This is a genomic window from Paucibacter sp. M5-1 (assembly GCF_027498415.2).
In the GTDB taxonomy this organism is placed as follows: Bacteria; Pseudomonadota; Gammaproteobacteria; order Burkholderiales; family Burkholderiaceae_C; genus Roseateles_E.
In genome coordinates this window covers 1,208,248-1,222,806 of record NZ_JAPZLM020000001.1, presented here as the reverse complement: position 1 = coordinate 1,222,806, position 14,559 = coordinate 1,208,248, and the positions used below count along the sequence as shown (strand labels likewise).

General features: G+C 69.1%; 14 protein-coding genes. 7 read left to right on the top strand and 7 right to left on the bottom strand.

The genetic code is table 11. The features are described 5' to 3' along the window. Positions 1–47: 47 nt before the first annotated feature. Positions 48–1,550 (top strand): methyl-accepting chemotaxis protein, encoded by a 1,503-nt coding sequence (locus O5M90_RS05610; RefSeq protein WP_440401860.1) that lies wholly within the window; start codon positions 48–50, stop codon positions 1,548–1,550. A 13-nt stretch (positions 1,551–1,563) separates the two neighbouring features. On the opposite strand, the gene O5M90_RS05605 is transcribed toward O5M90_RS05610, so the two are convergent. Beyond that, positions 1,564–1,731 (bottom strand): hypothetical protein, encoded by a 168-nt coding sequence (locus O5M90_RS05605; RefSeq protein ID WP_171018171.1) that lies wholly within the window; start codon positions 1,729–1,731, stop codon positions 1,564–1,566. Between the two features lie 275 nt (positions 1,732–2,006). Between O5M90_RS05605 and O5M90_RS05600 the strand changes: the two genes are divergently transcribed. After that, a complete protein-coding gene (locus tag O5M90_RS05600; RefSeq protein ID WP_269840296.1) occupies positions 2,007–2,939 on the top strand; it encodes a GGDEF domain-containing protein in 933 nt (310 codons plus the stop codon). An 88-nt stretch (positions 2,940–3,027) separates the two neighbouring features. On the opposite strand, the gene O5M90_RS05595 is transcribed toward O5M90_RS05600, so the two are convergent. The 6 genes from O5M90_RS05595 to O5M90_RS05570 form a co-directional block, all read right to left on the bottom strand. Beyond that, positions 3,028–4,569: a fumarate hydratase gene (locus O5M90_RS05595; protein WP_269840295.1), complete on the bottom strand. Its 1,542-nt coding sequence runs from the start codon at positions 4,567–4,569 to the stop codon at positions 3,028–3,030. Between the two features lie 68 nt (positions 4,570–4,637). After that, entirely contained in the window at positions 4,638–5,318 is a 681-nt protein-coding gene (locus tag O5M90_RS05590; protein ID WP_269840294.1) for an ABC-type transport auxiliary lipoprotein family protein, read from the bottom strand. Beyond that, positions 5,315–6,304 (bottom strand): MlaD family protein, encoded by a 990-nt coding sequence (locus tag O5M90_RS05585; RefSeq protein WP_269840293.1) that lies wholly within the window; start codon positions 6,302–6,304, stop codon positions 5,315–5,317. Before O5M90_RS05585 ends, O5M90_RS05590 begins: the two co-directional genes overlap by 4 nt. Beyond that, complete coding sequence (locus O5M90_RS05580) at positions 6,294–7,067, bottom strand: ABC transporter ATP-binding protein (protein ID WP_269840292.1); 774 nt, start codon at positions 7,065–7,067, stop codon at positions 6,294–6,296. Before O5M90_RS05580 ends, O5M90_RS05585 begins: the two co-directional genes overlap by 11 nt. After that, complete coding sequence (locus O5M90_RS05575; RefSeq protein WP_269840291.1) at positions 7,067–8,167, bottom strand: MlaE family ABC transporter permease; 1,101 nt, start codon at positions 8,165–8,167, stop codon at positions 7,067–7,069. The genes O5M90_RS05580 and O5M90_RS05575 overlap by 1 nt, the downstream gene beginning before the upstream one ends. 66 nt (positions 8,168–8,233) lie before the next feature. After that, positions 8,234–8,800, bottom strand: a complete 567-nt coding sequence (locus O5M90_RS05570; RefSeq protein WP_269840290.1) for a hypothetical protein — start codon at positions 8,798–8,800, stop codon at positions 8,234–8,236. Between the two features lie 198 nt (positions 8,801–8,998). On the opposite strand from O5M90_RS05570, the gene O5M90_RS05565 reads away from it, so the two are divergent. Genes O5M90_RS05565 through O5M90_RS05545 form a run of 5 tightly spaced genes read left to right on the top strand, consistent with a single transcriptional unit; the run spans position 8,999 to position 14,559 of the window. Next, on the top strand, positions 8,999–11,833 hold the full coding sequence (locus tag O5M90_RS05565; protein ID WP_269840289.1) for a monovalent cation/H+ antiporter subunit A: 2,835 nt from the start codon (positions 8,999–9,001) through the stop codon (positions 11,831–11,833). Further along, positions 11,830–12,183, top strand: a complete 354-nt coding sequence (locus tag O5M90_RS05560) for a Na+/H+ antiporter subunit C (protein ID WP_269840288.1) — start codon at positions 11,830–11,832, stop codon at positions 12,181–12,183. Before O5M90_RS05565 ends, O5M90_RS05560 begins: the two co-directional genes overlap by 4 nt. Beyond that, the gene (locus O5M90_RS05555) at positions 12,180–13,784 is read left to right on the top strand and encodes a monovalent cation/H+ antiporter subunit D (protein WP_269840287.1); all 1,605 of its coding nucleotides are present in this window, start codon (positions 12,180–12,182) and stop codon (positions 13,782–13,784) included. The genes O5M90_RS05560 and O5M90_RS05555 overlap by 4 nt, the downstream gene beginning before the upstream one ends. Further along, the gene (locus O5M90_RS05550; protein WP_269840286.1) at positions 13,784–14,275 is read left to right on the top strand and encodes a Na+/H+ antiporter subunit E; all 492 of its coding nucleotides are present in this window, start codon (positions 13,784–13,786) and stop codon (positions 14,273–14,275) included. The genes O5M90_RS05555 and O5M90_RS05550 overlap by 1 nt, the downstream gene beginning before the upstream one ends. After that, complete coding sequence (locus O5M90_RS05545) at positions 14,272–14,559, top strand: K+/H+ antiporter subunit F (RefSeq protein WP_440401859.1); 288 nt, start codon at positions 14,272–14,274, stop codon at positions 14,557–14,559. Before O5M90_RS05550 ends, O5M90_RS05545 begins: the two co-directional genes overlap by 4 nt.

Genomic DNA, 14,559 nt, shown 5'->3' with positions numbered 1-14,559 from the left:
CCCTTCTTTGTCGACAAAGGATGGTTATGCGATTCATGCAGCGGGTGATGTTGTCCTTGGCGGTGCCGGCCGGCCTGGTGCTGGTGCTGGGCGCGGCCGTCAGCGTCGGCACCTACTCGGTGGAGCGCCAGCTGGGCGACTACTTCAGGCATGAAGACGCCTTGTCGGCCGAGGTCAACGAGATGTATGCCCAGGGCCTGCAGATGGGCCAGGCGCTGCGCAATATCGTCCTGGACCCGGCCAACAAGAAGGCCTATGAGAACCTCGATGGCGCCGCCAAGGCCTATGACAAGGCGGCCGGCGCGGCCGAGGCCGCCGCCTCGCCCGAGCAACTGGGCAAGCTGCGTGCGATGGCCGCCCTGCGCAGCCGCCTGGCCGAGATGCAGCAGCAGGTGCTGGCCCAGGTGCAACAGGATGCCGCCGCTGCGGCCGCGCTGCTGAACAAGCAGGAGACCCCGGCCTGGCGCGAACTGCGCGCAGAGCTGCTGGAGCTCAAGAAGATCACCGGTGCCGACAAGGAAGGCGCGCGCAAGGAAGCCGCCGCCGCGATGAGTTCGGCGCGCTGGACCGTGCTGAGCCTGGCGCTGCTGAGCCTGGCGGTCTGCATCGGTTTTCTCGTCAGCCTGCGCCGCTGCGTGCAGCGCGAGCTGGGGGGTGATCCGGCCGTGGCGCGCCAGGTGCTGGAGCGGGTGGCGGGCGGCGATCTGCTGGCCGAGGTGCCGGTGGCGCCCGGTGATAGCAGCTCGATGATGGCGGCGCTGCAGCGCACCCGCGATTCGCTGCGGGCGCTGGTCACCGATGTCAACCAGTCGGCGCAGAGCATCGCGCTGGCCTCCAGCGAGATCGCGGCCGGCAACCAGGACCTGTCCAGCCGCACCGAGCACCAGGCCAGCAGCCTGCAGCAGACCGCCTCGTCGATGGATCAGCTGACTTCGACCGTGCAGCACAATGCCGAGTCGGCCCGCCAGGCCACCCAGCTCGCGGCCACCGCCAGCGGTGTGGCCAGCCAGGGCGGCGCGGCGGTCGGTCAGGTGGTGGGCACGATGGATGCGATCAGCGCGCAGAGCAAGAAGATCGCCGACATCACCTCGGTGATCGACGGTATCGCCTTCCAGACCAATATCCTGGCGCTGAACGCGGCCGTCGAGGCGGCCCGTGCCGGCGAGCAGGGTCGCGGCTTCGCGGTCGTCGCCTCGGAGGTGCGCTCGCTGGCGCAGCGCTCGGCCGCCGCCGCGCGCGAGATCAAGAGCCTGATCAGCGAGAACGTCGACAAGGTCGAGGACGGCGCGCGCCAGGTCCAGCAGGCCGGCCAGACCATGGGCGAGCTGGTCACGCAGGTGCAGCGGGTCTCGGGCCTGATCAGCGAGATCTCGGTGGCCACCGGCGAGCAAAGCGGCGGCATCCAGCAGGTCAGCCTGGCCGTGGGTCAGCTCGACGAGGTGACGCAGCAGAACGCCGCGCTGGTCGAGCAGAGCACGGCGGCGGCGCAAAGCCTGAGCCAGCAGGCCGAGCGCCTGAGCGCGCTGGTCAAGGTGTTCCGGCTGGCCTGAGCTGGCGGCCGGCTCAGTCCGGCCGGCGGTGCTGGTAGCGCCACCAGGCGGTCAGCGCCGCCGCTGCCATCAGCAGCGTCGCACTGAAGGCCGCCGGCGTGCCCAGCAAGGCCAGGCTCAGCAGAGCCGCTGCCGCATAGAGCGCCGGCAGCTTCTCGTACCAATACTTGGAAATCCACATCGTTCGCCCTCCCATGGCGCAGCGGGAGGTTCTGGCTGCGGTCCGCCGATTCATCGTGCTGCGCCGCGCCGCCTTGCTGGCGACCTCCCTGGCGGCATCGTCGCCGAAGGAGCGCCCGGCCGCCATCCCGCCAAGGGGGGCGCCCAAGCAAGGGGGTGGCGAGGCCCGCCCGCGCGTGCAGACCATGCTAAGCCTCAGGCAGGCATTTCCCGCCGGGGCTGCGCTCTGTGCGCTGCCCCACAGACGCCCCGGACGCCGGCGACTACTGTGGTGGGATGAAGATCACGCATCGCACCAAAGCCAGAGAGCTGGACAAGCCCGCCCGCCTTCCGCCGTCACCGGCCGCGGCCCAGCCCTCGCGCGTGCGGCATGTGCTGAACACGGCGTTGGGCCAGAGCCATGAGGTCAAGGCCGAGGTTCAGGCCTGCGCCGAGGACCTGGGATCGGCCAACGAGCTGGCCAAAGCGCATATCGCGGACGGGGCCTCGATGCTGCCGGCCGCCCAGGCGCTGCAGCACGGTCTGGCCGTCGAGCAGCGGGTGCAGGGCTGCGCCGACGATCTGCAGCAGCTGGCCGACAACCTCAGCGATGGGGTGGATGAGGTCCAGGCGGTGGAACATGCCCTGAGCCGCTCCCGCCTGGCCCTGGCCGACTCGGAGGCGGCGCTGGCCCTGTCCCGCGACGCCGAGCGCACGGCCAGCCAGCTCGCGATGCATGACCAGAAGACCGGCCTGCCCAACCGCACGCTGTTCGACGATAGGCTGGCGCAGGCCATTGCCGGGGCCGAGCGCCACGGCTGGTTGCTCGCCGTGCTGTTCCTCGATCTGGATCGCTTCAAACTCGTCAACGACACCCATGGCCATGCCGCCGGCGACACCGTGCTGACGGCCGTGGCGGAACGCCTGATGCGCAACGCACGCGACGAGGACACCGTCTGCCGCAACGGCGGCGATGAGTTCCTCTACCTGCTGATCAATCCCTCGGGCCGCGAGGCCGTGGCGCGCATCGCGGCCATGGTCCGCGAGGCGATAGGCTCGCCTGTCGGGCTCGGGGCGACGCAGTTTCGCGTCACGCCCAGCATAGGCATCGCGCTCTACCCCGAGCACGGCATGAGCGGCCCGACGCTGATCGCCCATGCCGATGCCGCGATGTACCGCGCCAAGAATCGCGGCAGCGCGTTTGAGTTCTTCGAGCCGCTGACGGACTGAAGAAGCGCATCCGGCTTCGGACAGACAACAAAAAAAGCCACCGCTGGGCGGTGGCTTCGTCAGAGGGCGGAGGTTGCTGCGGCCGGGCTCAGCCCGCCGCCACCGGAATCTTCACCGCCTTGCCCGAGGCGATGCGCTCCTTCCACTCGGCCGGGCCGGTGTCGTGGGCGTTGGTGCCGTTCGAATCGACGGCCACCGTGACCGGCATGTCGGTGACGTCGAACTCGTAGATCGCTTCCATGCCCAGGTCCTCGAAGCCCAGCACCTTGGCGGCCTTGATGGCCTTGGAGACCAGGTAGGCGGAGCCGCCGACGGCCATCAGGTAGGCGGCCTTGTTGTCGCGGATCGCGTCGATCGCCACAGGGCCGCGCTCCGACTTGCCGATCATCACGGTCAGGCCGGTCTTCTCCAGCATCATGCGGGTGAAGCCGTCCATCCGCGTGGCGGTGGTCGGGCCGGCCGGGCCGACCACTTCATCGCGCACCGGATCGACCGGGCCGACGTAATAGATCGCGCGGTTGGTGAAGTCCACCGGCAGCTTTTCGCCCTTGGCCAGCATGTCGGCGATGCGCTTGTGCGCGGCATCGCGGCCGGTCAGCATCTTGCCGTTCAGCAGCAGGGTGTCGCCGGCCTTCCAGCTGGCGATCTCTTCGCGGCTCAGTGCGTTCAGGTCGACGCGGCGGCTCTTGTTGTAGTCGGGCGCCCATTTGACGTCGGGCCACAGGTCCAGGCTGGGCGCTTCCAGATACGTGGGGCCGGAGCCGTCAAGCACGAAATGGGCGTGGCGGGTGGCGGCGCAGTTCGGGATCATCGCGACCGGCTTGCTGGCGGCATGGGTCGGGTAGGTCTTGATCTTGATGTCCAAGACGGTGGTCAGGCCGCCCAGGCCCTGGGCGCCGATGCCCAGCGCGTTGACCTTCTCGTAGAGCTCGATGCGCAGCTCTTCGAGCTTGTTCTGCGGGCCGCGTTCCAGCAGCTCGTACATATCGATGTCGTCCATCAAGGACTCCTTGGCCATCAGCATGGCCTTCTCGGCCGTGCCGCCGACACCGATGCCCAGCATGCCCGGCGGGCACCAGCCGGCGCCCATCTGCGGCACGGTCTTCAGCACCCAGTCGACCAGGTTGTCGTTCGGATTCATCATCACGAACTTGCTCTTGTTCTCCGAGCCGCCACCCTTGGCGGCCACCATCACATCGACGGTATTGCCGGGCACGATGCTGACGCTGATCACCGCCGGTGTGTTGTCCTTGGTGTTCTTGCGCTCGAACAGCGGGTCGTTGAGCACCGAGGCGCGCAGCTTGTTGTCGGGATGGTTGTAGGCGCGGCGCACGCCCTCGTTGACGGCGTCCTCCAGCGAGCCGGGGAAGCCCTCGAAGCGCACCTCCATGCCCACTTTCAGGAACACATTGACGATGCCGGTGTCCTGGCAGATCGGGCGGCGGCCTTCGGCACACATCTTCGAGTTGGTCAGGATCTGCGCGATCGCGTCCTTGGCGGCAGCGCTCTGCTCGCGCTCATAGGCACGGGCCAGGTGCTGGATGTAGTCGGTCGGGTGGTAGTAGCTGATGTACTGCAGGGCGGCAGCCACGCTGTCGACGAGGTCGTCGTGCTTGATCGCGGTGGTCATGATGAGGCGGGTCCGGGTTTGTAAGGCTGGCGGGATTTTAGCGAGGCCAGCTTTCCCCCTGCTTGCGCTCAGCCGGCCGGTACCGGTGCTGCGGGCGGGCTGACCTTGGCCGCCCGCGCCAGCTCGGTCTCCAGCCAGGGCAGCAGCGCATCGAAGCTCTGGCTCAGCGCCTGCGACAGCGCCTGCGCGGCGCCGGCGGCGCTGGCGCTCCTGGCGGGCACCTCGGCGTCGAAACGCCGGCGCGCGACGCGCTGGCGGCTGCGGCGGTCGAACAGCTCCAGGGTCAGCGCCAGCTTCGCGCTGCCGGGCTCGCTGCTGACCTCGTGATGCAGGCTGGAGATGCCCACGGTCAGCAGCCAGTCGGCGCGCATCGGGTCGCCCAGCAGGCCCACCGCGCCGGCAATGCCGCGCGCCTCCAGGCGCTGCTGCAGCAGGCGCGGTACCTGGCGCACCGGCTGCTCCACCCAGCTGCCCTGCTGGTAGAAGGCGAACTCATGGGCTCGCTTCGAGTAGGCCATCGACACCGTGTCGGCCATCGCATTGGCCGGCAACTGCTGGATCAGCAGCGCGCCGACCAGCGGGGCGGGCAGTCGTTCGGCGCTGCCGGCGCCCTCGTCATGGAGGCGATACAGGGCCTGCAAGGGCGCATCGCCGCCGCCCACCGAGACGCAGGCGCTCAGCAGCGGCGACAGGCCCAGGCCCAGCAGCAGCCGGCGCCGCAGATGGCCTTCTTCATGGGTGGCGCTCATGGCTTTTTCTCTCCGGGGCCGAGTTGTTGTGCGCTCGGCCCCAGCAGGGCCGCGCGCGGATCGCGCAGGCGGTCGAACACGCGGGTGGCCGCGTCGATCGACAGGCGCAGCTCGGACATCGCGACGCTCAGCTGGTCGTCGACGCCGCTGGCCGTGTCCTCGAGCCGGCGCGCGGTCGCGACCGACTGGGTCTGCAACGCCTCGACCGCCTTGGCCGCCTGGTTGAGCGCCTGGCGCGCCTCGACCAGGGTGCGCTCGGTCTCGGTCAGCGTGCCGTCCAGGCGGCTGCCCATGCGCTCGACCACCGCGGTGATGCGCTCGCCCGAGCCGCTCAGCTGAGTGGCGGCCTGGCCGACGCTCTCGGCCGCCGCGCCGGTCTGCGCCAGCGTGCGATCCAGTGCGCCGAGCCGGCTGTTGAGGCCTTGCGAGAGCTGGCGCAGATTGCGTATCGTCGCCATCACCTCGTCACGGTTCTCGCTGCTGAGCAGCTGGTTGACGCTGGACAGCGTCGTCGCGGCCATCTCGCCGACCTGCTGGACCCGGCCGGTGATCACATCCAGATCGGAGCGGCCTTCCTTGATCAGCGGGACGGTCTCCCCCTCGGCCACCTGCACCAGCGGCTCGCCGGGCGGCTCGGGCGTGATCAGCGTGATCGCGGCGATGCCGGTGACGAAGTTGCGGGTCACGACGGCCACGGTGTTGGTCAATACCGGCGCGCGGCCGTCGACCCGCAGTTCGACCCGCACCCGGTTGAACTTGCTGGTGGCCAGCGAATAGTCCTCGACCCGGCCGATCTTGATGCCGCGCAGCGAGACATCGGCGCCGACCTGCAGGCCGTCCAGCGCCTGCTGCTCGAAGTGGATCGCATAGCGCTTGAAATCGCCCTGGCCGCCGACCTTGCTGAGCCACAGCACCGCGACGATCAGGGCCGCCAGCAGGGCCAGCACGATCGCGCCGACCCGGGTGTAGCGGGCTTCAGCTTCCATTGTCTTGTGCTCCTTCAACAGTAAGCCGTGCCGAGAAATACTCGCGCAGCCATTCGTCATCGATGGCCATCACCTGCTGTACCGGCCCGTCGGCCAGCACCTTGGATCGGGCCAGCGCGATCAGCCGGTCGACCGAGCCCAGCAAGGTGTCCAGATCGTGGGTGACGAGAAAGACCGTCAGGCCCAGATCATCGACCAGGGAGCGCACCAGGCGGTCGAAGGCGCGCGCGGTGATCGGGTCCAGCCCGGAGGTCGGCTCGTCCAGGAACAGGATCTCGGGCTCCAGCGCGATCGCGCGGGCCAGCGCCGCGCGCTTGCGCATGCCGCCCGAGAGCTCGCTGGGCATCTTGGCCCCGGCCTCCGGTGGCAGGCCGGCCTGGTGCAGGCGCAGCGCGACCAGGGCGGTGATGGTGGCGGGGTCCAGCGTCGTGTGCTCGGTCAGCGGCACCGCGATATTCTGCGCCACCGTCAGCGAGGAGAACAGCGCGCCGTCCTGGAACATCATGCCGAAGCGCCGTCGCACGGCGGCCAGCTCGTCGGCGGGCGCATTCCACATCTCGGTGCCCAGCAGCCGCACCTGGCCGGCCGTCGGTCGCTGTAGACCTATCATCTCGCGCAGCAGTACCGACTTGCCGGTGCCGCTGGCGCCAATCATGCCGACCAGGGTGCCGCGTTCGACCGTGAAGCTGACGCCGTCATGCACCGTCTGCACGCCAAAGCGGGTGACGATGTCGCGGACTTCGATGACGGGCTCGCTCGCCATCACCAGCCCAGGCTCTGCAAGAGGATGGCAAAGCCGGCGTCCAGCAATATCACCGCGACGATGCCCTGCACCACGGTCGAGGTGGTGGCCGCGCCGACCGCGCGGGTGTCCTTGCCCACCGTCATGCCCATGCGGGCGCCGATCACCGCGATCACCAGCGCGAACACCGGCGCCTTGGACAGGCCCACCAGCACATGGCGCAGGTCCAGCGACTCGCGCAGCCGTGCTAGAAAGGCGCCGGGCGTGATGCCCAGCATCGGATCGGCGATGGCCATCGCGCCGACAATGCTCATCACATCACCGACAAAGACCAGCAGCGGCAGCACCAGCATCAGGGCCAGCACGCGCGGCAGCACCAGTACCTGCATGGTCGACAGGCCCAGGGTCTGGATCGCATCGGTCTCCTCGGTCAGCCGCATCGCGCCAAGCTGGGCGGTGAAGGAGGCGCCGGAGCGGCCCGCGACGATGACGGCGACGATGATGGGCGCGAACTCGCGCGTCGCGCCGATCGCGACGCCGTCGACGACAAAGATATTGGCCCCGTACTGCTCGGCCTGCAGGCCCAGCAGATAGGCGATCACGACGCCGATCAGCAAGGTCACCAGGGCCACCACCGGCACGGCGTTGAGCCCCGTCTGCTCGACCTGCACGGTCAGCTCGCGCAGGCGCAACAGCTGCGGCCGCCGCAGCGCCTCGCCCAGCGCCACCATCGTGGCGCCGAAGAAGTTCAGATGGCCCAGCAGCAGCTCGCGCAAGGCCAGGGTCTGGCGACCGAGCTGGGCCAGCGCCGTCGGCGGGGGCGTCGGCTGCGGCGCTGCTGCCGCCTGCAGGTGCTCGCGCACCCGCTCGATGATGCGCGCCGGCACCTCGGACAGGGCCTGCCAGCGCGCTTGCGCCGGCAGCGCGCGCAGCAGCACCAGCGCGGCCGCCGAGTCGATCTCGGCCAGCTCGGCCGCATCGACGCTCAGCGCCTGGGGCAGCTGCAACTCTCGCAAGGCCCGCTCAATCTCGGCCAGATGCACCATGCGCCAGGCACCGCGCAGCCGCAAGCGTGCGCATGGGCTGCTGGTGTCCAAGGTGTACCAGTCGTTGGTGAGCATGCCGGCAGCATAGCCCAGGGGCATGAACCCCGGATGAAGGCAAGACCTGCCCCCCGGGCGAGGCTTTCAGCGGGCAGCGACCGTGGCGGCGGGTCGGGGCTTGAGCTTGACCGTGATTTCGGGTGCGTACTCGAAGGCCGCGCCACTGGCTCCGTCGGTGACGGCACCGGCGACGCCGCCGTAAATGGCGCCGATGCTCGCGCCGGCCAGCATCAACATAGGTCCGGTAAAGATGATCGCCGGTGTCGCGAGGGCGCCTGCCAGGAGGCCGATGCCGGCGCCCGTGGCCGCCCCCTTTCCGGCGGCCTTGCCCAAGCTGCTGTCCGACTCGGCACTGAGCTGTTCGGCCATCACCCACTCAGGGCTTTCGCAGGAGATCATCAGCGGCCCCTCCGAGCGCTTCACCTCGACGCTGCCGGGGGCCTGCACGGTCCAGCGGCCCAGCTTGTTGGCGAGTTCACAGCTGACGTTCGTGACCGGCTCGCCGGCCTCAGTCTGCAGCCGCAGTGCGATGTTTTGCTTCACGCCCTGGGTGATGGTGGCGCAGCCCCCGAGGTTCATGCTCAGCGCCGCCGCCAGTGTCAGGGCCCATGGCCGATTCCAGGGGCGGGTTCGTTCTGCATTTTCTTTCATATCTCTCCCTTTGTTGTCAGCGCTCCAGGCGCCGACTGAGCTTCTACCATCGCTCCTCGGCGCGGGCAATGGTGCTGGGCCTAAGCTCATGCGCTGAGTACTCCTACAATCGGCCGCTTTGGATTGATCGCGCGCGCCTAGAGCGTCCCGGGGCAGGTCTCGCCGAGAGCCGCCCCAGCCACCCACTCTGACGACACGATGAACCTGCTCGCCACGGTTGTCCTGCTACCCCTTCTTCTCGGCACCGGCCTGTGCTTCTGGCTGGGCCGGGCCAGTTCCTTCCGTCAGGCTCCGGCCTGGGCCGCCGGCCTGATCACCGCCGCAGCGCTGGGCCTGCTGGCCTCGGCCGCATCGGCCGTCTTCGAGGGTCAGGTCTTGCTGGGCTTTGCCGAATGGGTGCCGGCCATAGGCCTGAATATCGGCTTGCGGCTCGACGGCCTGGCCCTGCTGTTCGCCGGCCTGATCACCGGCATCGGACTGCTGATCGTGCTCTACGGCGCCTACTATCTGCACCGCGAGGACCCGGCCGGCAAGTTCTATAGCCTCTTGATGCTCTTCATGGCGGCGATGCTGGGCATCGCGCTGTCCGACAACCTGCTGCTGCTGGTGGTGTTCTGGGAGCTGACCAGCATCTCGTCCTTTCTGCTGGTGGGTTATTGGGGCCACAAGGAGGAGGCCCGCCAGGGCGCGCGCATGGCGCTGGCGGTGACCGGTGGCGGCGGCCTGGCCTTGCTGGCCGGCGTCATCGTGCTGGGCCAGATCGCCGGGACTTACGAGCTCTCTCAGATGCTCGACAAGGGCGCGCTGGTGCAGGCCGATTCTCGCTATCCGCTGGCCCTGGCCCTGATTCTGGTGGGCTGTTTCAGCAAGAGCGCCCAGCTGCCGTTTCACTTCTGGCTGCCCGAGGCGATGGCGGCACCGACGCCGGTCTCGGCCTATCTGCATTCGGCGACCATGGTCAAGGCCGGCCTGTTCCTGATGATGCGGCTGTACCCGGTGATCGGTAGTGGCTCGGCGCTGTTCGAGACGGTGGTGGCCTCGGTGGGCCTGGCGACCATGGTGTTCGCGGCCTTCGTGGCCCTCTTCAAGCATGACCTGAAGGGCTTGCTGGCCTACTCGACGATCAGCCACCTGGGCTTCATCACCTTTCTGATCGGCCTGGGCTCGCCGATGTCGGCGGTGGTCGCGGTGTTCCATATCCTGAACCACGCCAGCTTTAAGGCCGCGCTGTTCATGACGGCCGGCATCGTCGACCACGAGTGCGGCACCCGTGACATGCGCCGGCTCGGCGGCCTGATGAAGGCCATGCCCTGGGTCGGCAGCCTGGCGCTGCTGGCGGCGGCGGCGATGGCCGGCCTGCCGCCGTTCAACGGCTTCCTGTCCAAGGAGCTGATGCTGGACCAGGCCCTGCAGGCCGATTTCTGGGGCCCGCTGTCCTGGGCGATTCCGCTGCTGGCCACGCTGGGCGGGCTGTGCTCGGTGGCCTATTCGCTGCGCCTGGTCCACGATGTGTTCTTCAACGGTCCGGCGCGGGACTTGCCGAACCCGCATCCGCATGAGCCGCCGCTGGGCATGAAGGCGCCGGTGGCGCTGCTGGTCGCGATCTGTGTGGCCGTAGGCCTGGCGCCGATGTGGATTGCCGGCCCGCTGGTGAGCTTGGCGGCGAGCAGCATGCTCGGCGCGCCGGCGCCGACCTTCGAGTTCGCGCTCTGGCATGGCTTCAATTTGCCGCTGCTGATGAGCGCGGTCGCGGTGGCCGGCGGCGCGCTGCTGTATTTCGGGCTCAGCCATGGCGGACGGCTGCACCGCTATCTGCCGGGGCCCCTCAGTGCCAAGGCCCTGTTCCATGCGGTCATCGACGGGCTGATCGGCCTGGCCGGGCGTGGCACCGCGCTGCTGGAGAACGGCTCGCTGCAGCGCTATGCGGCCTGGATGGTGGCGCTGGCCGTGGGCCTGTCGGCCTGGGCCTTGCTGGGGCAGGGCCTGGCCACCGGTGATAGGGAATTGCTGGCCGCGCCGCCGCTGGCGGTGGGGGTGTGGCTGCTGCTGATCGTGCTGGGCGCGGCCCTGCTGGTGATGCAGCGCCAGCGCTTTGTCGCGGTGGTGCTGGTGGGCGGTGTGGGCCTGATCTGCTCGCTGGCTTTTCTGGCGCTGTCGGCGCCCGATCTGGCGCTGACCCAACTCTCGGTCGATGTGGTCTCGACCGCGCTGCTGCTGATGGGCCTGGCCTTGCTGCCGCAGCTCAGTCCGGTCGAATCGAGCCGGCTGCGGCGCGGTCGCGATGCCTTGCTGGCCATCGCCGGCGGCGGCGGCATCGGCTGGCTGGCCTGGCTGATGCTGACCCGCAACCATGAGTCGATCTCGTGGTACTTCCTGGAGCAGTCGCTGCCGGGCGGCGGCGGCAGCAATGCGGTCAATGTGATCCTGGTGGACTTCCGCGGCTATGACACCTTTGGCGAGATCACCGTGCTGGGCATTGCAGCGGTGGGTGTGCTGGCTCTGCTGGACGGATTCCGGGTCGCCAAGCCCAAGGCCGATGCCGAGGGTCGGCCCTGGAGCTATGCGCGCGAGCCGCTGATGCTGCGCGTCGTCGCGCGCCTGGTGCTGCCGCTGGCCTTGCTGCTGTCGGCCTATATCTTCTGGCGCGGCCACAACCTGCCGGGCGGCGGCTTTGTCGCCGGCCTGGTCACCGCGGTGGCCCTGCTGCTGCAATACATGGCCCAGGGCCAGCAGCGCGCCGAGAGCCTGCTGCGCGCCGGGGGCGGGCGGCGCTTTGTGCGCTGGATAGGCGCGGGCCTGGGCATTGCCTGGTTGACCGGCGTCGGCGCCTTTGTGTTCGGCCGGCCCTTCCTGAGCAGCGCCCATGGCCACCCGACCGTGCCGCTGCTCGGCGAGCTGCCGCTGGCCACGGCGGCGCTGTTCGATCTGGGGGTCTATATCACCGTGGTGGGATCGACGCTGCTGATGCTGTCGGTGCTGGGCTCGGCGAGCAAGGCAAGCGGCACGGCCAGTGCGCGAGGGGCGAGGGCATGACGATCTCGATGGAATTCCTGCTGGCCAGCGGCATCGGCTGGGTCACCGCCTGCGGCATTTATCTGCTGCTGCGCGGGCGCAGCTTCTCGGTGGTGCTGGGCCTGAGCCTGATCGGCTATGCGGTCAATGTCTTTATCTTCGCGATGGGGCGGCTGTGGAGCGCCGCGCCGCCCATCCTCAGCAAGGGGACGGCCGTGGCCGACCCCTTGCCCCAGGCCCTGGTGCTGACGGCCATCGTGATCGGCTTTGCGACCACCGGCTTCGTGATCGAGCTGGCCTTGCGCAGCCGGCATGAGAATGACAGCGACCATGTCGATGCGCGACCCGACGCGAAAGGCGGGTCGCGATGAGCTGGATCGATCTGCATCTGCCGATACTGCCGGTGCTGCTGCCGGCCGCCACGGCCGTGCTGTTGTTGCTGCTCGGCGACCATGGTGGCGATGCCGGCCACGGCCACCACAAGCTCTTGTGGGCGCGCCGCCTGGCGCTGGCCTCGACCGCGCTGGGCCTGCTGATCGCGGCCGCGCTGGTGCAGCGGGCTGCGGGCGGTGAGTTGATCGCCTACCGGGTCGGTGACTGGCCAGCGCCCTTCGGCATCATGGTGCTGGTGGACCGGCTCGGCGCGATGATGCTCTTGCTGGGGGCTTGTGTGGCCTTGCCGGTGCTCTGGTATGCCAGCGGCGGCTGGGACGCCCATGGCCGCTACTTCCATGCGCTGTTCCAGTTCCAGCTGATGGGGCTGTACGGCGCCTTCGTGACCGGCGATCTGTTCAATCTCTTTGTGTTCTTCGAGGTGCTGCTGATCGCCAGCTATGTGCTGATGGTGCATGGCCAGGGGCGGGAGCGCTTCCGGGTCGGCCTGCACTATGTGGTGCTGAACCTGGCGGCCTCGGCGCTGTTCCTGATCGGCGTGGCCCTGATCTATGCGAAGACCGGCACCTTGAACCTGGCCGATCTGGCGCTGCGCGTGCCCCAGGTGGGCGCGCCCGATGCCGCCGTGCTGCGGGTCGGCGCGCTGCTGCTGCTGGTTGTGTTCGGCTTCAAGGCCGCGCTGATGCCGCTGGCGATGTGGCTGCCGGCCACCTACGCGGCGGCCAGCCCGCCGGTGGCGGCGCTGTTTGCCATCATGACCAAGGTGGGGGTCTATGCCATCGTGCGCGTGCATGGCGTGGTGTTCGGCGACAGCGGCGGCGCCACGGCGCTGACGGTGGAGCCGGTGCTGCTGCCGATGGCGCTGGCCACCAGCGCGGTCGGCGTGATGGGCGCCTTGTCAGCTCGCACGCTGGCGCGCCTGGTGGCCTGGCTGACGGTGGCCTCGGTGGGCACGGTGCTGGCGGGCCTGGGGCTTTACGGCGCGGCGGCCTGGGGCGCGGCGTTCTACTACATGCTCAACAGCACGCTGGTGATCGCGGCGCTGTTCCTGCTGGCCGAGCTGGTGGCGGCGCAGCGCGGCGATGCCGAGGGTCAGCTGGTGCCGGCCTCGCCGCTGGCCCAGCCGACCTTGCTGGGCCTGATGATGTTGCTGGCGGCGGCCTCGACCGCCGGTCTGCCGCCGCTGCCGGGCTTCATCGGCAAGCTGATGCTGCTGGAGTCGGCCAGCGGCCATGCCTGGGCCGTCGGCTTCTGGGCCGTGGTGCTGGGGGTGGGCTTTTTCACGCTGGTGGGCCTGGCGCGCGCCGGCAGCATCCTGTTCTGGCATGTGCGCAGTGACCTGCCCGATGGCGGCCACTCGGGCAGCAGTCCCAAGCTGGTGCTGGCCACCTGCGCGTTGCTGGGGGCCAGTGTGCTGATGAGCGTGGCGGCCGCCCCGATCCAGCGCTATACCGAGGCGGCGGCGCTGCAGCTGATGGACCGGGCCGCCTATGCCCAGGCGGTGCTGGGTGAGCAGGGCGGGGCGGCGGCGCAGACGACCCGACCCTATCGGATCGACAAGCCCAAGGAGGCCCGCTGATGCCTGACAAGAAATGGCTGAGCCACCCGCTGCTGTCGCTGCTGCTGGCGGCGGTCTGGCTGCTGCTGCAGCAAAGCCTGGCCCTGCCGCAGCTGATCACCGCCGCCCTGCTGGGCCTGCTGCTGCCGCGTTTGCTGCTGGGCTTTCTGGGGCCGGCGCTGCGCCTTCGCAAGCCCGGCCTGGCGCTGCGTCTGGTGTTCATCGTGCTGTGGGACATCGTGATGTCCAATCTGGTGGTGGCGCGTCTGGTGCTGTCGCCGGCGGCCCGCCCGCAGCCGGCCTGGGTGCCGGTGCCGCTGGCGCTGCGCCAGCCGGGCGCGATCTCGCTGATGGCTTCCATCATCACGATGACGCCGGGCACGGTGTCCTGCGTGGTCGATGAAGAGCGCCACGAGATCCTGGTCCATGCACTGGACTGCAGCGACCCGCTCGCGCTGGCCGCCGAAATCAAATCGCGCTACGAGCGGCCGCTGCTGGAGATCTTCGCATGATGGAACACCTGCCTCTGATCGCCTGGGCGCTGGACTTCGCGAGCGCGGCCGTCGGCCTGGCCCTGCTGCTGTGCGGCTGGCGCTTGCTGAAGGGGCCGACGACCACTGACCGCGTGCTGGCGCTGGACACCCTGTATGTCAACGCGCTGGGCCTGGTGATCTTGATGGGCATACGCCAGGCCAGCGAGCTGCTGTTCGAAGCGGCGCTGCTGATCGCGCTGCTGGGCTTTGCCTCGACCGTGGCGCTGGCGCGTTATCTGAGTCGTGGCGATGTGATGGAGTGA

What these genes read in the sequence shown, in the direction of transcription:
- O5M90_RS05610 (WP_440401860.1), top strand. Translation starts at nt 48, where the DNA reads ATGTTGTCCTTGGCGGTGCCGGCCGGCCTGGTGCTGGTGCTGGGCGCG.
- O5M90_RS05605 (WP_171018171.1), bottom strand. Translation starts at nt 1,731, where the DNA reads ATGTGGATTTCCAAGTATTGGTACGAGAAGCTGCCGGCGCTCTATGCG.
- O5M90_RS05600 (WP_269840296.1), top strand. Translation starts at nt 2,007, where the DNA reads ATGAAGATCACGCATCGCACCAAAGCCAGAGAGCTGGACAAGCCCGCC.
- O5M90_RS05595 (WP_269840295.1), bottom strand. Translation starts at nt 4,569, where the DNA reads ATGACCACCGCGATCAAGCACGACGACCTCGTCGACAGCGTGGCTGCC.
- O5M90_RS05590 (WP_269840294.1), bottom strand. Translation starts at nt 5,318, where the DNA reads ATGAGCGCCACCCATGAAGAAGGCCATCTGCGGCGCCGGCTGCTGCTG.
- O5M90_RS05585 (WP_269840293.1), bottom strand. Translation starts at nt 6,304, where the DNA reads ATGGAAGCTGAAGCCCGCTACACCCGGGTCGGCGCGATCGTGCTGGCC.
- O5M90_RS05580 (WP_269840292.1), bottom strand. Translation starts at nt 7,067, where the DNA reads ATGGCGAGCGAGCCCGTCATCGAAGTCCGCGACATCGTCACCCGCTTT.
- O5M90_RS05575 (WP_269840291.1), bottom strand. Translation starts at nt 8,167, where the DNA reads ATGCTCACCAACGACTGGTACACCTTGGACACCAGCAGCCCATGCGCA.
- O5M90_RS05570 (WP_269840290.1), bottom strand. Translation starts at nt 8,800, where the DNA reads ATGAAAGAAAATGCAGAACGAACCCGCCCCTGGAATCGGCCATGGGCC.
- O5M90_RS05565 (WP_269840289.1), top strand. Translation starts at nt 8,999, where the DNA reads ATGAACCTGCTCGCCACGGTTGTCCTGCTACCCCTTCTTCTCGGCACC.
- O5M90_RS05560 (WP_269840288.1), top strand. Translation starts at nt 11,830, where the DNA reads ATGACGATCTCGATGGAATTCCTGCTGGCCAGCGGCATCGGCTGGGTC.
- O5M90_RS05555 (WP_269840287.1), top strand. Translation starts at nt 12,180, where the DNA reads ATGAGCTGGATCGATCTGCATCTGCCGATACTGCCGGTGCTGCTGCCG.
- O5M90_RS05550 (WP_269840286.1), top strand. Translation starts at nt 13,784, where the DNA reads ATGCCTGACAAGAAATGGCTGAGCCACCCGCTGCTGTCGCTGCTGCTG.
- O5M90_RS05545 (WP_440401859.1), top strand. Translation starts at nt 14,272, where the DNA reads ATGATGGAACACCTGCCTCTGATCGCCTGGGCGCTGGACTTCGCGAGC.